At 67.9% G+C, this 15,524-nt stretch carries 15 protein-coding genes; 10 read left to right on the top strand and 5 right to left on the bottom strand.

The features are described 5' to 3' along the window. The first annotated feature begins 77 nt into the window (after nucleotides 1-77). From DT074_RS11625 to DT074_RS11590, 8 genes are all read left to right on the top strand, one after another. Nucleotides 78-1,043 carry a dihydrodipicolinate synthase family protein gene (locus DT074_RS11625; protein ID WP_119420016.1) on the top strand — a complete coding sequence of 322 codons (966 nt, stop codon included), beginning with the start codon at nucleotides 78-80 and terminating at the stop codon, nucleotides 1,041-1,043. 247 nt (nucleotides 1,044-1,290) lie between these two features. Further along, nucleotides 1,291-2,232: an ABC transporter permease gene (locus DT074_RS11620; RefSeq protein WP_119420015.1), complete on the top strand. Its 942-nt coding sequence runs from the start codon at nucleotides 1,291-1,293 to the stop codon at nucleotides 2,230-2,232. After that, nucleotides 2,229-3,110 (top strand): ABC transporter permease, encoded by an 882-nt coding sequence (locus tag DT074_RS11615; protein WP_119420014.1) that lies wholly within the window; start codon nucleotides 2,229-2,231, stop codon nucleotides 3,108-3,110. Before DT074_RS11620 ends, DT074_RS11615 begins: the two co-directional genes overlap by 4 nt. 59 nt (nucleotides 3,111-3,169) lie before the next feature. Continuing rightward, nucleotides 3,170-4,753 carry an ABC transporter substrate-binding protein gene (locus tag DT074_RS11610; protein WP_162914833.1) on the top strand — a complete coding sequence of 528 codons (1,584 nt, stop codon included), beginning with the start codon at nucleotides 3,170-3,172 and terminating at the stop codon, nucleotides 4,751-4,753. Nucleotides 4,754-4,815: 62 nt separating this feature from the next. Next, on the top strand, nucleotides 4,816-5,808 hold the full coding sequence (locus DT074_RS11605; RefSeq protein WP_119420061.1) for an ABC transporter ATP-binding protein: 993 nt from the start codon (nucleotides 4,816-4,818) through the stop codon (nucleotides 5,806-5,808). Next, nucleotides 5,805-6,896, top strand: a complete 1,092-nt coding sequence (locus tag DT074_RS11600) for an ABC transporter ATP-binding protein (RefSeq protein ID WP_119420013.1) — start codon at nucleotides 5,805-5,807, stop codon at nucleotides 6,894-6,896. The genes DT074_RS11605 and DT074_RS11600 overlap by 4 nt, the downstream gene beginning before the upstream one ends. A gap of 85 nt (nucleotides 6,897-6,981) precedes the next feature. Beyond that, nucleotides 6,982-7,782: an ABC transporter ATP-binding protein gene (locus DT074_RS11595; protein WP_119420012.1), complete on the top strand. Its 801-nt coding sequence runs from the start codon at nucleotides 6,982-6,984 to the stop codon at nucleotides 7,780-7,782. Next, on the top strand, nucleotides 7,779-8,561 hold the full coding sequence (locus DT074_RS11590) for an ABC transporter permease (RefSeq protein ID WP_119420011.1): 783 nt from the start codon (nucleotides 7,779-7,781) through the stop codon (nucleotides 8,559-8,561). The genes DT074_RS11595 and DT074_RS11590 overlap by 4 nt, the downstream gene beginning before the upstream one ends. Here DT074_RS11590 and DT074_RS11585 read toward each other — a convergent pair. The 3 genes from DT074_RS11585 to DT074_RS11575 are packed head-to-tail and all read right to left on the bottom strand — an operon-like array spanning nucleotide 8,558 to nucleotide 9,956. Further along, a complete protein-coding gene (locus DT074_RS11585) occupies nucleotides 8,558-8,881 on the bottom strand; it encodes a cupin domain-containing protein (protein ID WP_119420010.1) in 324 nt (107 codons plus the stop codon). The two genes, DT074_RS11590 and DT074_RS11585, sit on opposite strands and share 4 nt — an antisense overlap. An 11-nt stretch (nucleotides 8,882-8,892) precedes the next feature. Next, nucleotides 8,893-9,447 (bottom strand): demethoxyubiquinone hydroxylase family protein, encoded by a 555-nt coding sequence (locus DT074_RS11580; protein WP_119420060.1) that lies wholly within the window; start codon nucleotides 9,445-9,447, stop codon nucleotides 8,893-8,895. Beyond that, nucleotides 9,444-9,956, bottom strand: coding sequence for a disulfide bond formation protein B (locus tag DT074_RS11575; protein ID WP_119420059.1), 513 nt, complete (start codon nucleotides 9,954-9,956; stop codon nucleotides 9,444-9,446). Before DT074_RS11575 ends, DT074_RS11580 begins: the two co-directional genes overlap by 4 nt. Before the next feature lie 122 nt (nucleotides 9,957-10,078). Between DT074_RS11575 and DT074_RS11570 the strand changes: the two genes are divergently transcribed. After that, on the top strand, nucleotides 10,079-11,338 hold the full coding sequence (locus DT074_RS11570; RefSeq protein WP_162914832.1) for an MFS transporter: 1,260 nt from the start codon (nucleotides 10,079-10,081) through the stop codon (nucleotides 11,336-11,338). Next, nucleotides 11,335-12,117, top strand: a complete 783-nt coding sequence (locus tag DT074_RS11565) for a DODA-type extradiol aromatic ring-opening family dioxygenase (protein WP_119420008.1) — start codon at nucleotides 11,335-11,337, stop codon at nucleotides 12,115-12,117. Before DT074_RS11570 ends, DT074_RS11565 begins: the two co-directional genes overlap by 4 nt. Here the strand turns inward: DT074_RS11565 and DT074_RS11560 are convergent. Both DT074_RS11560 and DT074_RS11555 read right to left on the bottom strand, forming a co-directional pair. Next, nucleotides 12,110-13,330 carry an MFS transporter gene (locus tag DT074_RS11560; protein ID WP_119420007.1) on the bottom strand — a complete coding sequence of 407 codons (1,221 nt, stop codon included), beginning with the start codon at nucleotides 13,328-13,330 and terminating at the stop codon, nucleotides 12,110-12,112. The two genes, DT074_RS11565 and DT074_RS11560, sit on opposite strands and share 8 nt — an antisense overlap. A 38-nt stretch (nucleotides 13,331-13,368) precedes the next feature. Continuing rightward, nucleotides 13,369-15,444: a molybdopterin-containing oxidoreductase family protein gene (locus tag DT074_RS11555; RefSeq protein ID WP_119420006.1), complete on the bottom strand. Its 2,076-nt coding sequence runs from the start codon at nucleotides 15,442-15,444 to the stop codon at nucleotides 13,369-13,371. Between the last annotated feature and the right edge of the window lie 80 nt (nucleotides 15,445-15,524).

Raw genomic sequence — 15,524 nt, 5'->3', positions numbered from 1 at the left:
GGCGCAAATTTCTGGCCCCGGTCGGGCCCATTTTCGCTAGAACAGGGCCAAGCGAAAGCAAATTCGGGGCCGCCCAGATGACCAAGCTGATCGATGAGAGCGCCAAGGGCGTCTACATCATCGCCGCCACGCCGTTCGCCGATAGCGGTGCGCTCGACCTGGAGAGCGCCGACCGCATGGTCGACTTCTACCTGCGCTGCGGCGTCACCGGCATGACCATCCTGGGCGTGCTGGGCGAGGCGCCGAAGCTCTCCTTCGAGGAATCGGTCGCCTTCACCGACCGGGTGCTGAAGCGGGTCGCCGGCAAGGTGCCGGTGATCGTCGGTGCCTCCTTGCCGGCGCTCGGCCTGATGAAGTCGCTGGTCGACCGGGTCATGGGCCTGGGCGCCGCCGGCGTGATGGTCTCGCCGATGACCGGTCTCCGCACCGACGAGGCGGTGGAAGGCTATTTTGCGAGCGTCGTGCGCACATTGGGCGAGCAGGTGCCGATCGTGCTGCAGGACTACCCGCAGTTGACCGGCGTCTACATGTCCTCGCCCCTGGTGAACCGCCTGCTGGACAAGTTCCCGTCGATCAAGATCTTCAAGCACGAGGACTGCCCGGGCCACCGCAAGCTGACCAAGCTGCGTGCCGCCGAGGCTTCGGGCGAGCGGAAGCGCCGCGTCTCCATCCTGGTCGGCAATTCGGCGCTCTACCTGCCGCAGGAGTTGCGCCGCGGCGCCGACGGCGCCAATACCGGCTTCGCCTTCCCGGAAATGCTGGTCGAATGCTGCAACCGCTTCTTCGCCGGCGACGCGGAGGCGGCGGAAGATCTCTACGACCTCTATCTGCCGCTGGTCCGCCACGAGCAGCAACCCGGCATCGGCCTCGCCGTCCGCAAGGAAGTGCTGCGCCGGCGCGGCGTGATCGCCTCCGCCCATGTCCGCGCCCCCGGCGCCAGCCTCGACGCCGACGACATGAAGGAACTGGACCAGCTGATCGCCCGCCTCGACCGCAAGCTCGCGGAAGCCGGCGAAACCAAGATGGCCGTGGCGGCGGAGTGACGGCGCATTTGAGGAGGTCTGCGTAGGCCGTCGTGGCCGGGCTTGGCCCGGCCATCCACGCGGTGGCGACGGTGCGGCGGGAAGCCGTGGATGCCCGGGACAAGCCCGGGCACGACGATGGAAAGTTGTAGCGCGGTCATAAGAGAGAGACTGCTCCCGCGCATAGCTGCCTCCCGCTGAAAATCCACCCGTTGGCACTGTTGTTGCTTTCGCTGCGGGCAGTTGAAGCGACAACCGTGCCGCGCTCTTGTCTCGTCATATTGCCCATCGACTGCTGATTTCCGCGCCGGTTCTGCTGGGCGTGCTGCTGATCGGCTTCCTGCTGCTGCAGGTGGTGCCGACCGATCCGGCGACCGTTCTCGCCGGGCCGACCGCGACCCCGGCCGAAGTGCAGGCGCTACGCGAATCCATGGGTCTCGACAAGCCGGTCTGGCTGCAATTCGTCCTCTACCTCGGTCGGGTCCTGCAATTCGATCTCGGCCGGTCGATGATCTCCAACACCGCCGTGATCGAGGAAATCGGCAACACCATCGGCCCGACCATCGAGCTGATGCTGGCGAGCCTGGTCTGGGCGGTGCCGCTCGGCATCCTGCTCGGCACGCTCGCGGCGGTGCGCCGCGGCCAGCTGCTCGACCGCGTGATCATGGCGTTTTCGGTCGCCGGCGTGTCGATGCCGATCTTCTGGTTCGGCCTGATCCTGATCCAGTATGTCGGCACGGCGTTGGAGCTGTTGCCGTTCCAGGGCCGCGGCGGGCCGCTCTGGAGCCTGGACGGCTTGCGCCACATCGTGCTGCCGGCGGTGACCCTGGGCGGCGTCTTCGTCGGGCCGGTGGCGCGCATGACCCGCACCGCGCTGCTCGACGTGCTGGGCGCCGACTACGTCCGCACCGCGCGGGCCAAGGGCGTCGCCGAGGGGAGCGTGGTCATGCACCACGCGCTGCGCAACGCGATGATCCCGATCGTCACCCTGGTCGGGTTGCAGATCGGCTTCCTGCTCGGCGGTGCCGTGGTGACCGAGACGATGTTCGCCTGGCCCGGTGTCGGCCGCATGGCGGTCGGCGCCATCACCTCGGCGGATTTTCCGCTTGCCCAGGGCGCCATCCTGATCCTTGCGGTCTCGTTCATCGCCATCAACATCCTGGTCGACGTGCTCTACGCCATGCTCGACCCCCGCATCGCGCGGCGATGACGGCAATCGCCGAAGCCGCCGTCGCGCCCGCCGTCACGCGCGGTCCGAGAGCCAACTCGCCCTGGCGCCGGCTGCTGCGCGACAAGCCGGCCGTGCTGGCGGCCGCCTTCCTGCTGCTGGTCGTGGCGGCGGCGATCCTGGCGCCCTGGATCGCGCCGACCGACCCTTACGCCAACAACATGCGGCTGCGCCTGAAGCCGCCCGGCGGCGATTTCCTGCTGGGCACCGACAGCCAGGGCCGCAGCATGATCACCCGCATGCTGTTCGGCCTCCGCGCCACCCTGGTGATCGGGCTGACGGCGGTGGCGATGGGCGGCTTCGTCGGCGCGACGCTCGGCATCCTCGCCGCCTTCTACCGCCGGCTCGACAACGTGATCATGCGCGTGGTCGACGTGCTGCTCTCCTTCCCGTCGATCCTGTTCGGCCTCGCCCTGGCGGCGGTACTCGGTCCGGGCCTCGACAGCCTGGTCGCCGCGCTCAGCGTCGCCGCGGTGCCGACCGTGGCGCGGATCAGCCGCGGCGCCGCGACGCAGGTGATGCAGCAGGATTTCATGGAAGCGGGCAGGGCGATCGGGCTCAGCGACTTCGCCCTGATCACTCGCTATCTCGCTCGGAACTGCATCTCGACCGTACTGGTCTACCTGACCCTGCAGCTCGGCCAGACCATCCTGCTCGGCGCCGCGCTCAGCTTCCTCGGGCTGGGCGCCCAGCCGCCGGCGGCGGAGCTCGGCAGCATGGCGGCGGAGGGCCGGCGCTATCTCTCCTTCGCGCCGCATGCGGCCACCGTGCCCAGCGCGGCGATCTTCCTGATCGTGCTCGCCTTCAACGTGCTGGGCGACGCGTTGCGCGACGCTTTCGACCCCAAGCTCCGCCATTAGCACGAACCTTGCTTAGGACCCGTTCAACGCCCGCATCACCTTGAGGAGTTGAGAATCTCATGTTCAGACGCCTGTCGCTTCCGCTTCTGGGGCTTGGCCTTGCCGTGGCGCTCGCCGCGCCGGCATTCGCCCAGAAAACGGTCACCATCGTGCGCGAGATCGATACCGATCGCTACGATCCGCACCGGTCGACCGCGCGCTCCACCTCGGAAGTGCTGTTCATGGCCGGCGACACCCTGGTCAATCTGGACTACGACATGAAGACCGTGGTGCCGGGGCTGGCCAAGAGCTGGAAGGTCTCCGAGGACGGCAAGGTCTATACCTTCAAGCTGCGCGACGACGTCACCTTCTGCAACGGCAAGAAGTTCACCGCCAAGGATGTGGTGGCGACCTACGAGCGCTGGATGGCGCCGGAGACCAAGGGCGTGGTGAAATGGCGCGCCGGCGAGCTGGATCAGGTGGTCGCGGTCGACGACCACACCGTCGACTACAAGCTGAAGCAGCCCTTCTCCGAGCTGCTCTACCAGATGACCCAGGCCTTCCACACCATCATCGATATCGATCAGGTCAAGGCGCTGGGCGCCGATTTCGGCGTCAAGGGCTTCAACGGCACCGGGCCCTATTGCTTCGAAAGCTGGACGCCGCGCGACCAGACCGTGCTGGTCAAGCATGCGGGCTACAAGTGGGGTCCGAGCTTCTACAAGAGCACTTCGCCGCAGGTGGACAAGATCGTTTGGAAGGTGATCCCCGAGGAGAACACCCGCGTCGCCGGCATGAAGACCGGCCAGTCGGATGCCAGCCAGTCCGGCTATCTGCCCTATTGGTCGCTGCAGGAGTTCCAGGCCGACAAGAAATTCGCGGTGCAGAAGGCCGACTTCTACTTCTGGACCTTCTTCATCGGCTTCAAGGTCGACAAGGAATCTGTCAGCGACGCGCGCGTGCGCAAGGCAATGAACCTGGCGGTCGACCAGAAGGCGATCACCGATGCCGTGACCTTCGGCTATGGCGAGCCGGCCAATACCTACATCTCGCCCGGCGTGCTCGATTTCGCCAAGACGGCCAACACCAAGGATTACGGCGAGGATGTCGCCAAGGCCAACCAGCTGCTCGACGAGGCCGGCTGGAAGAAGGGGGCCGACGGCTTCCGCTACAAGGACGGCAAGAAGCTCTCGCCGCTGATGTACGGCTTTACCGGCTCCTGGAAGGAGATCGCCGAGGCGGTGCAGGGCGACCTGCGCAAGGTCGGCATCGACATGCAGATCCAGCTGTTCGACGCCACCGTCGCCTGGGGCAAGCTCGCCACCCAGGAATTCGACGCCTTCGGCATGAGCTTCCCCTATGTCTCGGCGGGCGATGCGCTCAATCTCTACTTCCGCTCCGCCAACACGCCGACGCCGAACCGGATGAACTGGAAGGATCCGGAGACCGACGAGCTGCTCAAGGCCGGCTCCGCCGCGCTCTCCGAGAAGGTCCGGTACGAGAACTATGCCAAGGTGCAGGAGAAGGTGGCCGATGCGGCGGTGTGGATCCCGCTCTACCACGAGCCGCTCTATGCCATCGTCGGCGCCAAGCTCAAGCCGGTGAAGGCGCATGGCAATTATGGCTGCGCCTTCTACAAAGGCCTGGGGCTGGAATTCAAATGACCTTCGACATCGCCTCCCCGCCGCGACAGGGCGGGGAGGCGCGCTATGATCCGGCCGGTGACATGACCGATTCCACCGGCCTTCTCGAGGTCCGCGACCTCGCCGTCCATTTCCATTCCGCCGAAGGCACCTTCAAGGCCGTCGACGGAGTCAGCTTGACCATCCGGAAGGGCGAGACCCTCGGCATCGTGGGTGAATCCGGTTGCGGCAAGTCGGTGACGGCGCTGGCGGTGATGGGCCTGATCCCGCGCCCGCCCGGGGAGATCGCTGCCGGGCAGATCCTGTTCGAGGGCGAGGACCTGGCCAGGAAGTCGGCTTCCGAGCTGCGCCAGATCCGCGGCAACCGGATCTCGATGATCTTCCAGGAGCCGATGACCAGCCTGAACCCGGTGCACACCGTCGGCGACCAGATCGCCGAAGGCATCATGCTGCATCAGAAGGTCGGCAAGGCGGAGGCGCGGATGCGTGCCGTCGAGATGCTGAAGCTGGTCCGCATTCCGGCGCCGGAACGGCGCATCGACGACTATCCGCACCAGCTTTCCGGCGGCATGCGCCAGCGGGTGATGATCGCCATTGCACTCGCCTGCCAGCCCCGCCTGCTGATCGCCGACGAGCCGACCACCGCGCTCGACGTCACCATCCAGGCACAGATCCTGGAACTGATGCGCGACCTGCGCGACCGCACCGGCACGGCGATCATGATGATCACCCACGATCTCGGCGTGATCGCCGAGCTCGCGCATCGGGTCGTGGTGATGTATTCGGGCCGCGTGGCGGAGGAAGCGAGCGTCGCCGACCTGTTCAACGACCCGCAGCACCCCTACACGCTCGGCCTGCTGGGCTCGATCCCCAAGCTGCATGTGGAGGAGGAGCGCCTCGCCACCATCGAGGGCACGGTACCGAATCCCTATTCGATGCCGACGGGCTGCCGCTTCAACCCGCGCTGTCCTTTCGCCATCGAACGCTGCCGCGTGGAGGCACCGCCGCTCCGCGAGGTGCGGCCCGGCCACCGTTCCGCCTGCTGGCGCGCCCCGCTCGAGGAGCATGTGCTGTGAGCGCCCCGCTGCTCGAAGTGATCAACCTCGTGAAGCACTTCCCGGTGCACGAGGGGATCATCTTCCAGAAGCAGGTCGGCGCGGTGAAGGCGGTCGACGATGTCAGCTTCAGCCTGATGCCGGGCGAGACCCTGGCGCTGGTGGGCGAGAGCGGCTGCGGCAAGTCGACCACCGGGCGCATGGTGCTCCGGCTGATCGAGCCGACCTCGGGCTCGATCCGCTTCGAGGGCAAGGAGCTCACCATCCTGCCGGCCGCCCAGATGCGCAGCATGCGCCGCCGGTTGCAGATCGTGTTCCAGGACCCCTTCGCCTCGCTCAACCCGCGCATGACGGTAGGCGAGGTGCTGGCCGAGCCGCTGAAAGTGCACGGCGTCGGCAGCGCGAACGAGCGCAAGGCCAAGGTCGAGGAGCTGTTAAGCGTCGTCGGCCTGTCGCCGTGGCACGCGGTGCGCTATCCGCATGAATTCTCCGGCGGCCAGCGCCAGCGCATCGGCGTGGCGCGGGCGCTGGCGCTCAATCCGGCGCTGATCGTCTGCGACGAGCCGGTCTCCGCCCTTGACGTCTCGATCCAGGCCCAGGTGGTCAACCTGCTGCGCGACCTGCAGGCGCGTTTCGGCCTCGCCTATATCTTCATCGCGCATGATCTGGCGGTGGTGAAGCATGTCGCCGACCGGGTGGCGGTGATGTATCTCGGCAAGATCGTCGAGATCGCCGACAAGCACTCGCTTTTCGCCGTGCCGCGGCATCCCTATACCCAGGCGCTGCTGACCGCGATCCCGGTGCCCGATCCGGCGGTCGAGCGCGGCCGCGTCATGCTGCAGGGCGACGTGCCGAGCCCGATGAACCCCCCACCGGGCTGCCGCTTCCACACCCGCTGCCCTTATGCCGAGGAGCGCTGCCGCCAGGAAGAGCCGGCGCTGCGCCAGCTCGGCCCCGGTCACGCCGCCGCCTGCCATTTCGCCGAGACTCTGCCGGCCTTCGGCTCGATCGTCGACCGCAAGCGCGGCCAGGCCTTCGGCCGGGTGGAGGCGAAGCTCGCCGCCTACAAGAAGGCGCTGGAAGCGCGCCGCTTGGCGGTTCCTGCCTGACCGAGCGGCCGGCTTGGCCGCGCGGCCCGAAACCGGCATGGTGCCGGACAGCACAACGAAAGTTCGCGGCAGGGGTATTCAGGGCATGGGGGAGGCGGCGCAGCCTTTCGTCGATCTGAGGGGCGTCAGCCTCGTCTACGGCCAGGGTGACGAGCAGATCCTGGCGGTCGAAAGTCTCGACATCCAGATCGCCAAGGGTGAGTTCGTGGCGGTGGTCGGGCCGTCCGGCTGCGGCAAATCCACCCTGATGAAGCTGGTCACCGGCCTCTTGCCGCCCTCCGCCGGTGCGGTCTTCGTCGGTGGCGACCGAGTGAGCAAGCCGATCCGCGGCGTCGGCATGGCGTTCCAGAATTCGATCCTGATGCCCTGGCGCACCACGCTCGACAACGTGATGCTGCCGCTCGAGATCGTCGAGCCGTACAAGCGCGAGCTGCGCCGAGAGCGCGCGAAATATATCGCGAGAGCGGAGCAGCTCCTGGCTTCCGTCGGCCTCGGCGGTTTCGGCGCACGGTTCCCCTGGCAGCTCTCCGGCGGCATGCAACAGCGCGCCAATCTGTGCCGCTCGATCATCCACGAGCCCGGCCTGCTGATGCTGGACGAGCCGTTCGGCGCGCTCGACGCCTTCACCCGCGAGGAGCTGTGGGCGATCATGCAGCAGCTCTGGCTGGACAAGCGCTTCACCGCCGTCCTGGTGACGCACGACCTGCGCGAGGCGGTGTATCTCGCCGATACCGTCTATGTGATGAGCAAGCGGCCGGGCCGGGTGATCCTGCGCAAGCAGGTGGATTTGCCGCGGCCGCGCACGCTCGAGATGACGTTCGAGCCCGGCTTCGTCGAGATCGTGCACGAGCTCCGCGAAATGATCGTCGAGGTGCGCCTGTCATGAACGCCAGCAACCGGCAGATGCAGATCCTGATGCCCTGGCTGGTGACCGTGGCGATGTTCCTGGTCTGGGAAGTGGCCTGTCGGCTGTTCAATGTGCCGCAGTTCATTCTGCCGGCGCCGTCGAAGATCATCGGCGCCATGAGCGAGTATCCGGTCCCGATCATGCAGAATGCGCTGCAGACGCTGTTCACCACGGTGATCGGCTTCGTGCTGGCGATCGCGGCGGGGCTGTTGCTCGGGCTCGCGGTCGGTGCCTCGACGCTGGTCTATAACGGCCTCTATCCGCTGCTGATCGCCTTCAACTCGATCCCCAAGGTCGCGCTGGTGCCGGTCTTCGTCATCTGGTTCGGCATCGGCACCGTGCCGGCGATCCTGACCGCTTTCATCATCTCCTTCTTCCCCATCCTGGTGAACGTGGCGACCGGGCTTGCCACCATCGAGCCGGAGATGCGCGACGTGCTGCGCTCGCTCGGCGCCTCCAAGCTCGAAGTGTTGACCAAGGCCGGCATCCCGCGCTCGCTGCCCTATCTCTTCGCCTCGCTGAAGATCGCCATCACCCTCGCCTTCGTCGGCTCGGTAATCTCCGAGACCGTGGCGGCCAACGACGGCATCGGCCATCTGATGCTGACCGCTTCCTCGCGCTTCGACGTGCCGCTGGTCTTCGCCGGCCTGGTGGTGGTGGCGGCGATGGGCGTCGCGCTCTATGCCATCTGCGCCGCCTTCGAGCGCCGCATGACCCGCTGGGCTTTCCGCGGCAGCGAGCTGATCAGCGGCGGCTAACCGCCGACCGGATTGAAGTCATAGGTCCCGACACCCTGCAGGATGGCAAAGCGGCAGCGGCCGCCCGCCTCTTTCGGGCTGACGCGATGGGCCCGCTTGGCCGGCACGGCGCAGGTGCCGCCCGGCATCAGCTCGAAGCGCTCCCGCGGCGCGCGGGTCTCGATCACCATCGGACCCTCGAGGCAGAAGAACGTGTCGGTGATGCTGGTATGCCAGTGCCAGGGCACTTCCTGGCCGGGTCCGAGCGTCAGGATCACCATGCGCAGATCCGGCGTCTCCGCCACCATCTCGCGCTTCTCGACCGGATAGGTGGCGGCCATACGATCCTCCCTCAGATGCGCTCCGACAGCCAGATCGCCAGCCGCGAAGCCTGCTTGATCGCGCCGGTCAGCACCGGATAGGCCGGCGCCTCGTGCGCGCCCGCGGCGATCGCGGTCTCCTTGTGCTCGATTTCCTCGGCGCGGAACTGCTCGATGGTGGATTTGAGCGCCGCATCGCCCGGCTCCAGCGCCTCGGCCTGGCGCTGGTAATGCTCGTCGATCACGCTCTCGACCGCCTCCGTGCAGGCCATGGCGGCCTTCTCGCCGAGCAGCGCCGTCGCCGCGCCGAGCGCGAAGCCGGCGACATGCCAGAGCGGCGTCAGCACGGTCGGCCGCACGCGGCTCTCGCCCATCAGCTTCTCGAAGGCTTCGAGATGCTTCTGTTCCTGCACCGCCATGTGCCGGATCGAGGCATGGTCGCCGAGCACGGCGAGCTGGCCGGCATAGATGCGCTTGGCGCCGTACTCGCCGGCATGGTCGACGCGGATCATGCGCGCCCGCGCCTCCTCGGCCGTGGGATCGCCCGGCTGGCGCCCGAGATGGTCGTAGCGGCGAGGCGCGCTCATGGCATCCTCCGCGCGGCCCACAGGCAGGCGGCGGCGAAGCCGACCTGGGCGATCATGTTCCAGCCCGCCATGCTGATGCCGATGAACGACCACGGTACCTCGTCGCAGCGCACCAGCGGCGCCGCCATCAGCTGCTTGCGCAGATCTTCCAGCGAGGTGGCGCCGCCGGTCGTGCCGCTGCATTCCGCAAGCCCCTGCCACCAGCCGAGCTCGACCCCGGTATGGAAGCCCGCGATGCCGGCGCCGGCCAGGAAGGCGAGGCCGGCCAGCAGCACCAGCGGCCGTGCATGCTGCGGCAGCAGAATGCCGGCAAGACCGATCAGGATCGGCGGCGCATAGGCCCAGCGCTGCCAGATGCAGAGCGGGCAGGGGGCCAGACCCATCACGTATTGAAAGTAGAAGGCGCCGGCGAGCATGGCGACGCTGGCGGCAATCACGGCGGCCGGCGCGAAACGCCGGAGGCTCGTCCCGGCGAACACGGATTCGTGAGGAATCTGCGTGGTTTCCATGACCCGATTATGCGGGTCCGGGGCCGCCAGGGCCATGCCGAAACCAGGGGTCTGCCGCCAAACCGGGCCGGTCGAACAAGGCGGGATTGCCGGCTAGCATGGCCGCAAAGGGAGGCGCCTGGATGAACGATTCGGCGGTCGGCACCGCGGCGAGGGCCGCTGCCAGGGACACGATAGAGACGCCGCAGGGCTGGACCATCGCCTCGGCCTCGCTCGCCATCATGTCGGTCGGCTTCGGCGCGCCCTATGTGGTGACCGTCGGCCTCAAGACCATCGCGGCCGAGCATGACTGGCCGCGCTGGATCCCCTCGCTCGCCATCGGCGCCGGCATGATCGGTGCTGGGCTCGGCGGCATCCTGATGGGCTGGTTCGCCGACCGCTACGGCGCCTGGAAGCCGGCGGCGCTGGCCGGAATCATGATCCTGATCGGCACCATCGTTGCCGCCAGCAGCGACAGCGCGGTGCAGCTGATCCTGGGCTTCGGCTTCTTCGTCGGCTTTCTCGGCAACGGCGCGACCTTCACGCCGCTGGTCGCCAACATCACCCGCTGGTTCGACAAGCGGCGTGGCGTCGCGGTCTCCATCGTCACCAGCGGACAGAGCATCGCCGGCGCCCTTTTCCCCACCATCTTCACCTATGCCATTGCCGCCTATGGCTGGCGGACGACGCTCGTCGCCTTCGGCGTCTTCGCGGCTCTGACCATCACGCCGCTGGCGCTGATCCTGCGCCGGCCGCCGCCGGCGCCGCTGCCCTCCCAGGTCGCGGCGGATCCGGTGAAGGGCGCCCGCGTGCTCGGCCTCCCGGCGAATGTGGTTCTGGGCGTGCTGTCGATCGCCATCATCGGCTGCTGCGTCGCCATGGCCATGCCGATGGTGCATCTGGTCGCCTATTGCAGCGATCTCGGCTACCAGTCGGCGCGCGGCGCGGAGATGCTGTCGCTGCTGCTCGCCTCGGCCTTTGCCGCCCGCGTCTTCTGGGGCCGGCTCGCCGACAAGCTCGGCGGCCTGACCACCATCCTGATCGGCTCCGCGGCGCAGGCGAGCGTGCTGGCATTGTTTAGCCTGGTCGACGGCCTGGTCAGCCTCTACGTGGTGTCGGCCGCGTTCGGCCTTGCCTTCGGCGGCATCGTGCCCTGTTATCCCCTGGTGGTTCGCGAGCTGTTTCCCGTGGCCGAGGCCGGCTGGCGCATCGGCGTCGTCATCCTGTTCGGCACTATCGGCATGGCGCTGGGCGGCTGGCTCGGCGGCCTCGTCTTCGACCTGACGGCGAGCTACCGGCCGGCCTTCCTGGTCGGCGTCGCCTTCAACGCCTTCAACCTGCTTTTGATCGGCGGGTTGTTGCTGCAGCGGCGCCGGCCGCCGCTCGCCTACGCCCCGGCATGACCGCGCTGCCTTCGCTCTTCGTCTCGCACGGCTCGCCGATGCTGATCCTGGAGGACGTACCGGCGCGGCGCTTTCTGGCCGGGCTCGGCAACCTGATCCCGGCGCCGAAAGCCGTGCTTGTCATGTCGGCGCATTGGAATACGCGCGTGCCGGCGGTCTCGGTCAATCCGCAGCCGGAGACGATCCACGATTTCTACGGCTTCCCGCCCGAGCTCTACCGCCAGCAATATCCCGCACCGGGCGCCCCGGATGTGGCGGAGCGCGCCGCGGCGCTGCTCGATCTGGCCGGCATCGCCACCGCGCGGGTTACCGATTGGGGCCTCGACCACGGCGCCTGGGCGCCGCTCAAGCTCGCCTGGCCGGCCGCCGACATCCCGGTGGCGCAGGTCGCGGTCCAGCCCAAGGCCGATCCGCGCCACCACTTCGCCATCGGCGCCGCGCTCCGGCCGCTGCGGGAGGAGGGCGTGCTGCTGCTCGGCTCCGGCTCGTTCACCCACAATCTCGGCGGGCTGACGCGGACACCGGGCGAGGTACCGGTCGCGCCCTGGGCGCAAGGCTTCATCGACTGGATGGTGCAGGCCATGGACGAGGGCCGCACCGAAGACCTGCTCGACTACCGGGCCAAGGCGCCCTTCGCCCGCGAGAACCACCCGACCGACGAGCACCTGCTGCCGCTCTATTTCGCGCTCGGCGCCGCGACCCCGGGCGCGAAGGCCGAGCGCCTGCATCAAGGCGTGATGTACGGCGCGCTGGCGATGGACAGCTTCCGCTTCAACTGAGCGCCTTGCCCTCGGCGCCGCGCCATGACGCGAGCAGGCCGAAGGCGATCATCGCCATGCCGGTCGCGCCGATCACCCAGGGTATCGGAAAAGCGGCGAAGGCCAGCGCCGCGATGACGGATCCCGCCAGCAGGCCGACGCTGTCCACCACCAGGCGGAAGGCGTAGACGCGGCCGATCTGGCGCGCCGCGAAATGGCGCTGCATCAGGGCGAGGAAGGGAATGTCGTTCATCGGCCCGCCGAACGAGGCGATGGCGGCGGCAAGGCTCAGGGTTGCGACATTCGGCGCCAGGGCCAGCGCCACGATGCCGCCGCCATAGAAGATGCGGCTCGCCAGCATGATGCGCTCGAGCGACACGCGCCGCAGGCTGCCGACCACCAGCGTCGCCGCGACATTGCCGACGCCATAGGCCGCCATGACATAGCCATAGGCGCCGATCTCGCCCGGCAGCACGTTCTGCACGTGCAGCACCAGGCCCAGCACGAAGACGATGTTCCAGGCGCCGTTGCCGAGGGTCGACCCGGCGAGCGACCAGAGCAGTGGACCGTGCCGGGCGATCTGGCGGAACACCTCGACGAACTCGATGCCGAAGCCGCGCAAGCCCCCGACGCCGCGGATCGCCTGCGGCGTCAGGCCGAAAGCGGCGCGGAGCGGCGCCAAGGTCAGCACCGGCACCAGGCAGGTCGCCGCGGCGACAACGAAGAAATGCTCGGGCGGCAGCACCAGCGCGACGGTGCCGATCATGCCGGCGCCGAGGATGCGCGCGAAGCGACGCGTCGCGTCCAGCAGGCTGTTGGTGGCGAGCCGCACATCCGTGTCCGGGACCAGCACGGGCAGCGAGGCCTGCAGCGCCGGCTGATAGAAGGCGCGGGCCGAGGCGGTGACGATGGCGACGAGGTAGAGCTGCGCGATGCCGAGCCAGCCAGCTGCGAAGGCGAGCGGCACCGAGAGCAGGGCCAGCATCCGCACCAGCTCGGCGCCCATCATGGTGCGCCGGTTGTCCCAGCGGTCGACCAGCACGCCGCTGAGCAGCCCGACGCCGCAGACCGCCAGCGCCTGCGTCGCGGTGAGATAGCCGGCCTCGCTGCCGACCAGGCTCGCCGCGATCCAGACCAGGGCGATCTGGTAAAACTGATCGCCGGTGGCGGAGACCAGAAGCCCGGCCCAGATCGACGCGATGCGCGGCCGCTTCAGCGGCACGAATATGTTCATTCAGGCGTTCCCTCCCCAGGGAACGGCGAGGGCTGTCGCTAGGCCGCCTTGATCCAGATCGCGTTGTCGTGGAAGGCGGCGCCGCCATTGGGCGGGCAGGCATCGGCGCCAACCAGGATGTTGATCCCCATGCCTTCCTCGAAGGCGCCGTTCGGCCAGATGCCTTCGTGGATGACGACGCCGCGCTGCACGCCGTCGAAGGCCTCCGCGTGCAGCACCACGCTGCCGCGCTGGTTGCCGATGCGGATGCGCTGGCCGGCGTTGAGGCCGAGCTTCGCGAGATCGTCGGGATGCACCTTCAGGCTCGGCCGCTTCTCGCGCTTCACCGAGGATGGCGTCTCGTTGAAGCTGGAATTGAGGAAGCTGCGCGACGGCGCCGTCACCATGCGGAACGGGCACTCGTCGGTCGCCGTCTCGATCACCGCGAAATGGTCCGGCAGGCGCGGCATCACCTTGTGGTTCGGTCCGATCATCGACCAGTCCGGCGCGAAGTGGAACTTGCCGTCCGGATAGGCGAAGCCGTTGAGGTAATGCGCGGTCTCGAAATCCGGCTGGCAATCGTGCCAGCGCGCGGCCTTGAGCTCCTCCCAGCCGGGCCAGCCCGAGGCCTTGAGCGTCCAGTCGGCGATCTCGGCGGCGGTCATGTGGAAGCCCTCATGCTCGGCGCCGAGGCGCCGGGCAAGCTCGCAGATCACGTAGTGATTCTCGCGCGCCTCCGCATAGGGCTCGATCAGCTTCGGCCCGGCCTGGATATATTGGTGGCCGCCGCCCTGATAGATGTCGTCGTGCTCGAGGAAGGTCGTGGCCGGCAGCACGATATCGGCGAGCTTCGCCGTGTCGGTCATGAACTGCTCGTGCACGCAGGCGAAGACATCGGCGCGGCGCATGCCGCGCTGCGCCTTGTCGACTTCCGGCGTCACCTGGGCCGGGTTGGTGTTCTGGATCAGCAGCGCCGTCACCGGCGGGCCGTCACCGATATCTGTCTTGTCGCTCACCATCACCGGCCCGAAGCGCGACTGGTCCAGCATGCGGATCTTGGGATCGCGCTTGCTGTGGCCTTCGATCAGCGAGCGGTCCCAGTGGTAGATCGCGCCGTTGTTGTGGAAGGCGCCGCCGCCCTTGTATTTCCATGAGCCGGTGACCGCGGCGATGCAGGACGCGGCGTGCATGTTCGCCGCGCCGTTCCTCTGGCGCGAGAAGCCGTAGCCGAGGCGGAGATAGGTCTTCTTGTTCTCGCCGACCAGCTTCGCGAAAGCCTCGATCTCGGCCACCGGCACACCGGAGATGGCGGAGGCCCATTCGGGCCCGCGCGGCTGCAGATGCGCCTCCAATTCGTCCGGGCAGTCTGTGTATTGGCGCAGGTAGTCCCGGTCGGCATAGCCGTCGCGGAACAGCACGTGCATCACGGCGCAGGCGAGCGCCCCGTCGGTGCCCGGCCGCACGCAGATATGCATGTCGGCGGCTTCCGCCGTGCTGTTGCGGTAGGTGTCGATCACCACGATCTTTGCGCCGCGCTCCTTGCGGGCGCGGGTCGCGTGGGTCATCACGTTGACCTGGGTGTTGACCGCGTTGGTGCCCCAGATCACGACGACATCGGCATCCGCCATCTCGCGCGGGTCGGCGCCGGCGAGCTTGCCGGTGCCGGCGATGAAGCCGCCCCAGGCGAGGTTGACGCAGATGGTGGAGAGGAAGCCGGAATAGCGCATGGCATGGCGCAGGCGATGGATGCCGTCACGCTGCACCAAGCCCATGGTGCCGGCGTAGTAGTAGGGCCAGACCGTCTCGGAGCCGTATTGCGCCGTCTTGCGCTGGAACGCCTCGGCGACCTCATCCAGCGCCTGTTCCCAACCGATCTCGCGGAACCGGCCTTCGCCCTTCTCGCCGATCCGCTGCAGCGGCACGCGCAGGCGGTCGGGATGGTGCACGCGTTCCTCGTAGCGGGCGACCTTGGCGCAGATCACGCCGGCGGTGTAGCGGTTGTCCGCGGCCCCGTGGATGCGGCCGATGGTGCGCTCGTCCTTGAGCTCTACTTCGAGGGCGCAGGTCGACGGGCAATCATGCGGGCAGGCGGAATAGCCCAGCTTCACCTCGGGCTTGCGGAACGGCGCGTTCATCGCGACTCACCAGTGAGAGACCGGGCGATGGTAACGGCGGGCTGAGTGGGCGTCACGTCTCGGTGAGTTAGTTGATTCAG

It is taken from the genome of Desertibaculum subflavum (genome assembly GCA_003576705.1).
GTDB lineage: Bacteria > Pseudomonadota > Alphaproteobacteria > Ferrovibrionales > Ferrovibrionaceae > Desertibaculum > Desertibaculum subflavum.
The sequence above is the reverse complement of the archived record's forward strand: the minus strand, read 5'-3'. Positions and strand labels throughout refer to the sequence as shown.

What these genes read in the sequence shown, in the direction of transcription:
- DT074_RS11555 (WP_119420006.1), bottom strand. Translation starts at nt 15,444, where the DNA reads ATGAACGCGCCGTTCCGCAAGCCCGAGGTGAAGCTGGGCTATTCCGCC.
- DT074_RS11625 (WP_119420016.1), top strand. Translation starts at nt 78, where the DNA reads ATGACCAAGCTGATCGATGAGAGCGCCAAGGGCGTCTACATCATCGCC.
- DT074_RS11580 (WP_119420060.1), bottom strand. Translation starts at nt 9,447, where the DNA reads ATGAGCGCGCCTCGCCGCTACGACCATCTCGGGCGCCAGCCGGGCGAT.
- DT074_RS11565 (WP_119420008.1), top strand. Translation starts at nt 11,335, where the DNA reads ATGACCGCGCTGCCTTCGCTCTTCGTCTCGCACGGCTCGCCGATGCTG.
- DT074_RS11595 (WP_119420012.1), top strand. Translation starts at nt 6,982, where the DNA reads ATGGGGGAGGCGGCGCAGCCTTTCGTCGATCTGAGGGGCGTCAGCCTC.
- DT074_RS11590 (WP_119420011.1), top strand. Translation starts at nt 7,779, where the DNA reads ATGAACGCCAGCAACCGGCAGATGCAGATCCTGATGCCCTGGCTGGTG.
- DT074_RS11570 (WP_162914832.1), top strand. Translation starts at nt 10,079, where the DNA reads ATGAACGATTCGGCGGTCGGCACCGCGGCGAGGGCCGCTGCCAGGGAC.
- DT074_RS11575 (WP_119420059.1), bottom strand. Translation starts at nt 9,956, where the DNA reads ATGGAAACCACGCAGATTCCTCACGAATCCGTGTTCGCCGGGACGAGC.
- DT074_RS11610 (WP_162914833.1), top strand. Translation starts at nt 3,170, where the DNA reads ATGTTCAGACGCCTGTCGCTTCCGCTTCTGGGGCTTGGCCTTGCCGTG.
- DT074_RS11560 (WP_119420007.1), bottom strand. Translation starts at nt 13,330, where the DNA reads ATGAACATATTCGTGCCGCTGAAGCGGCCGCGCATCGCGTCGATCTGG.
- DT074_RS11615 (WP_119420014.1), top strand. Translation starts at nt 2,229, where the DNA reads ATGACGGCAATCGCCGAAGCCGCCGTCGCGCCCGCCGTCACGCGCGGT.
- DT074_RS11605 (WP_119420061.1), top strand. Translation starts at nt 4,816, where the DNA reads ATGACCGATTCCACCGGCCTTCTCGAGGTCCGCGACCTCGCCGTCCAT.
- DT074_RS11585 (WP_119420010.1), bottom strand. Translation starts at nt 8,881, where the DNA reads ATGGCCGCCACCTATCCGGTCGAGAAGCGCGAGATGGTGGCGGAGACG.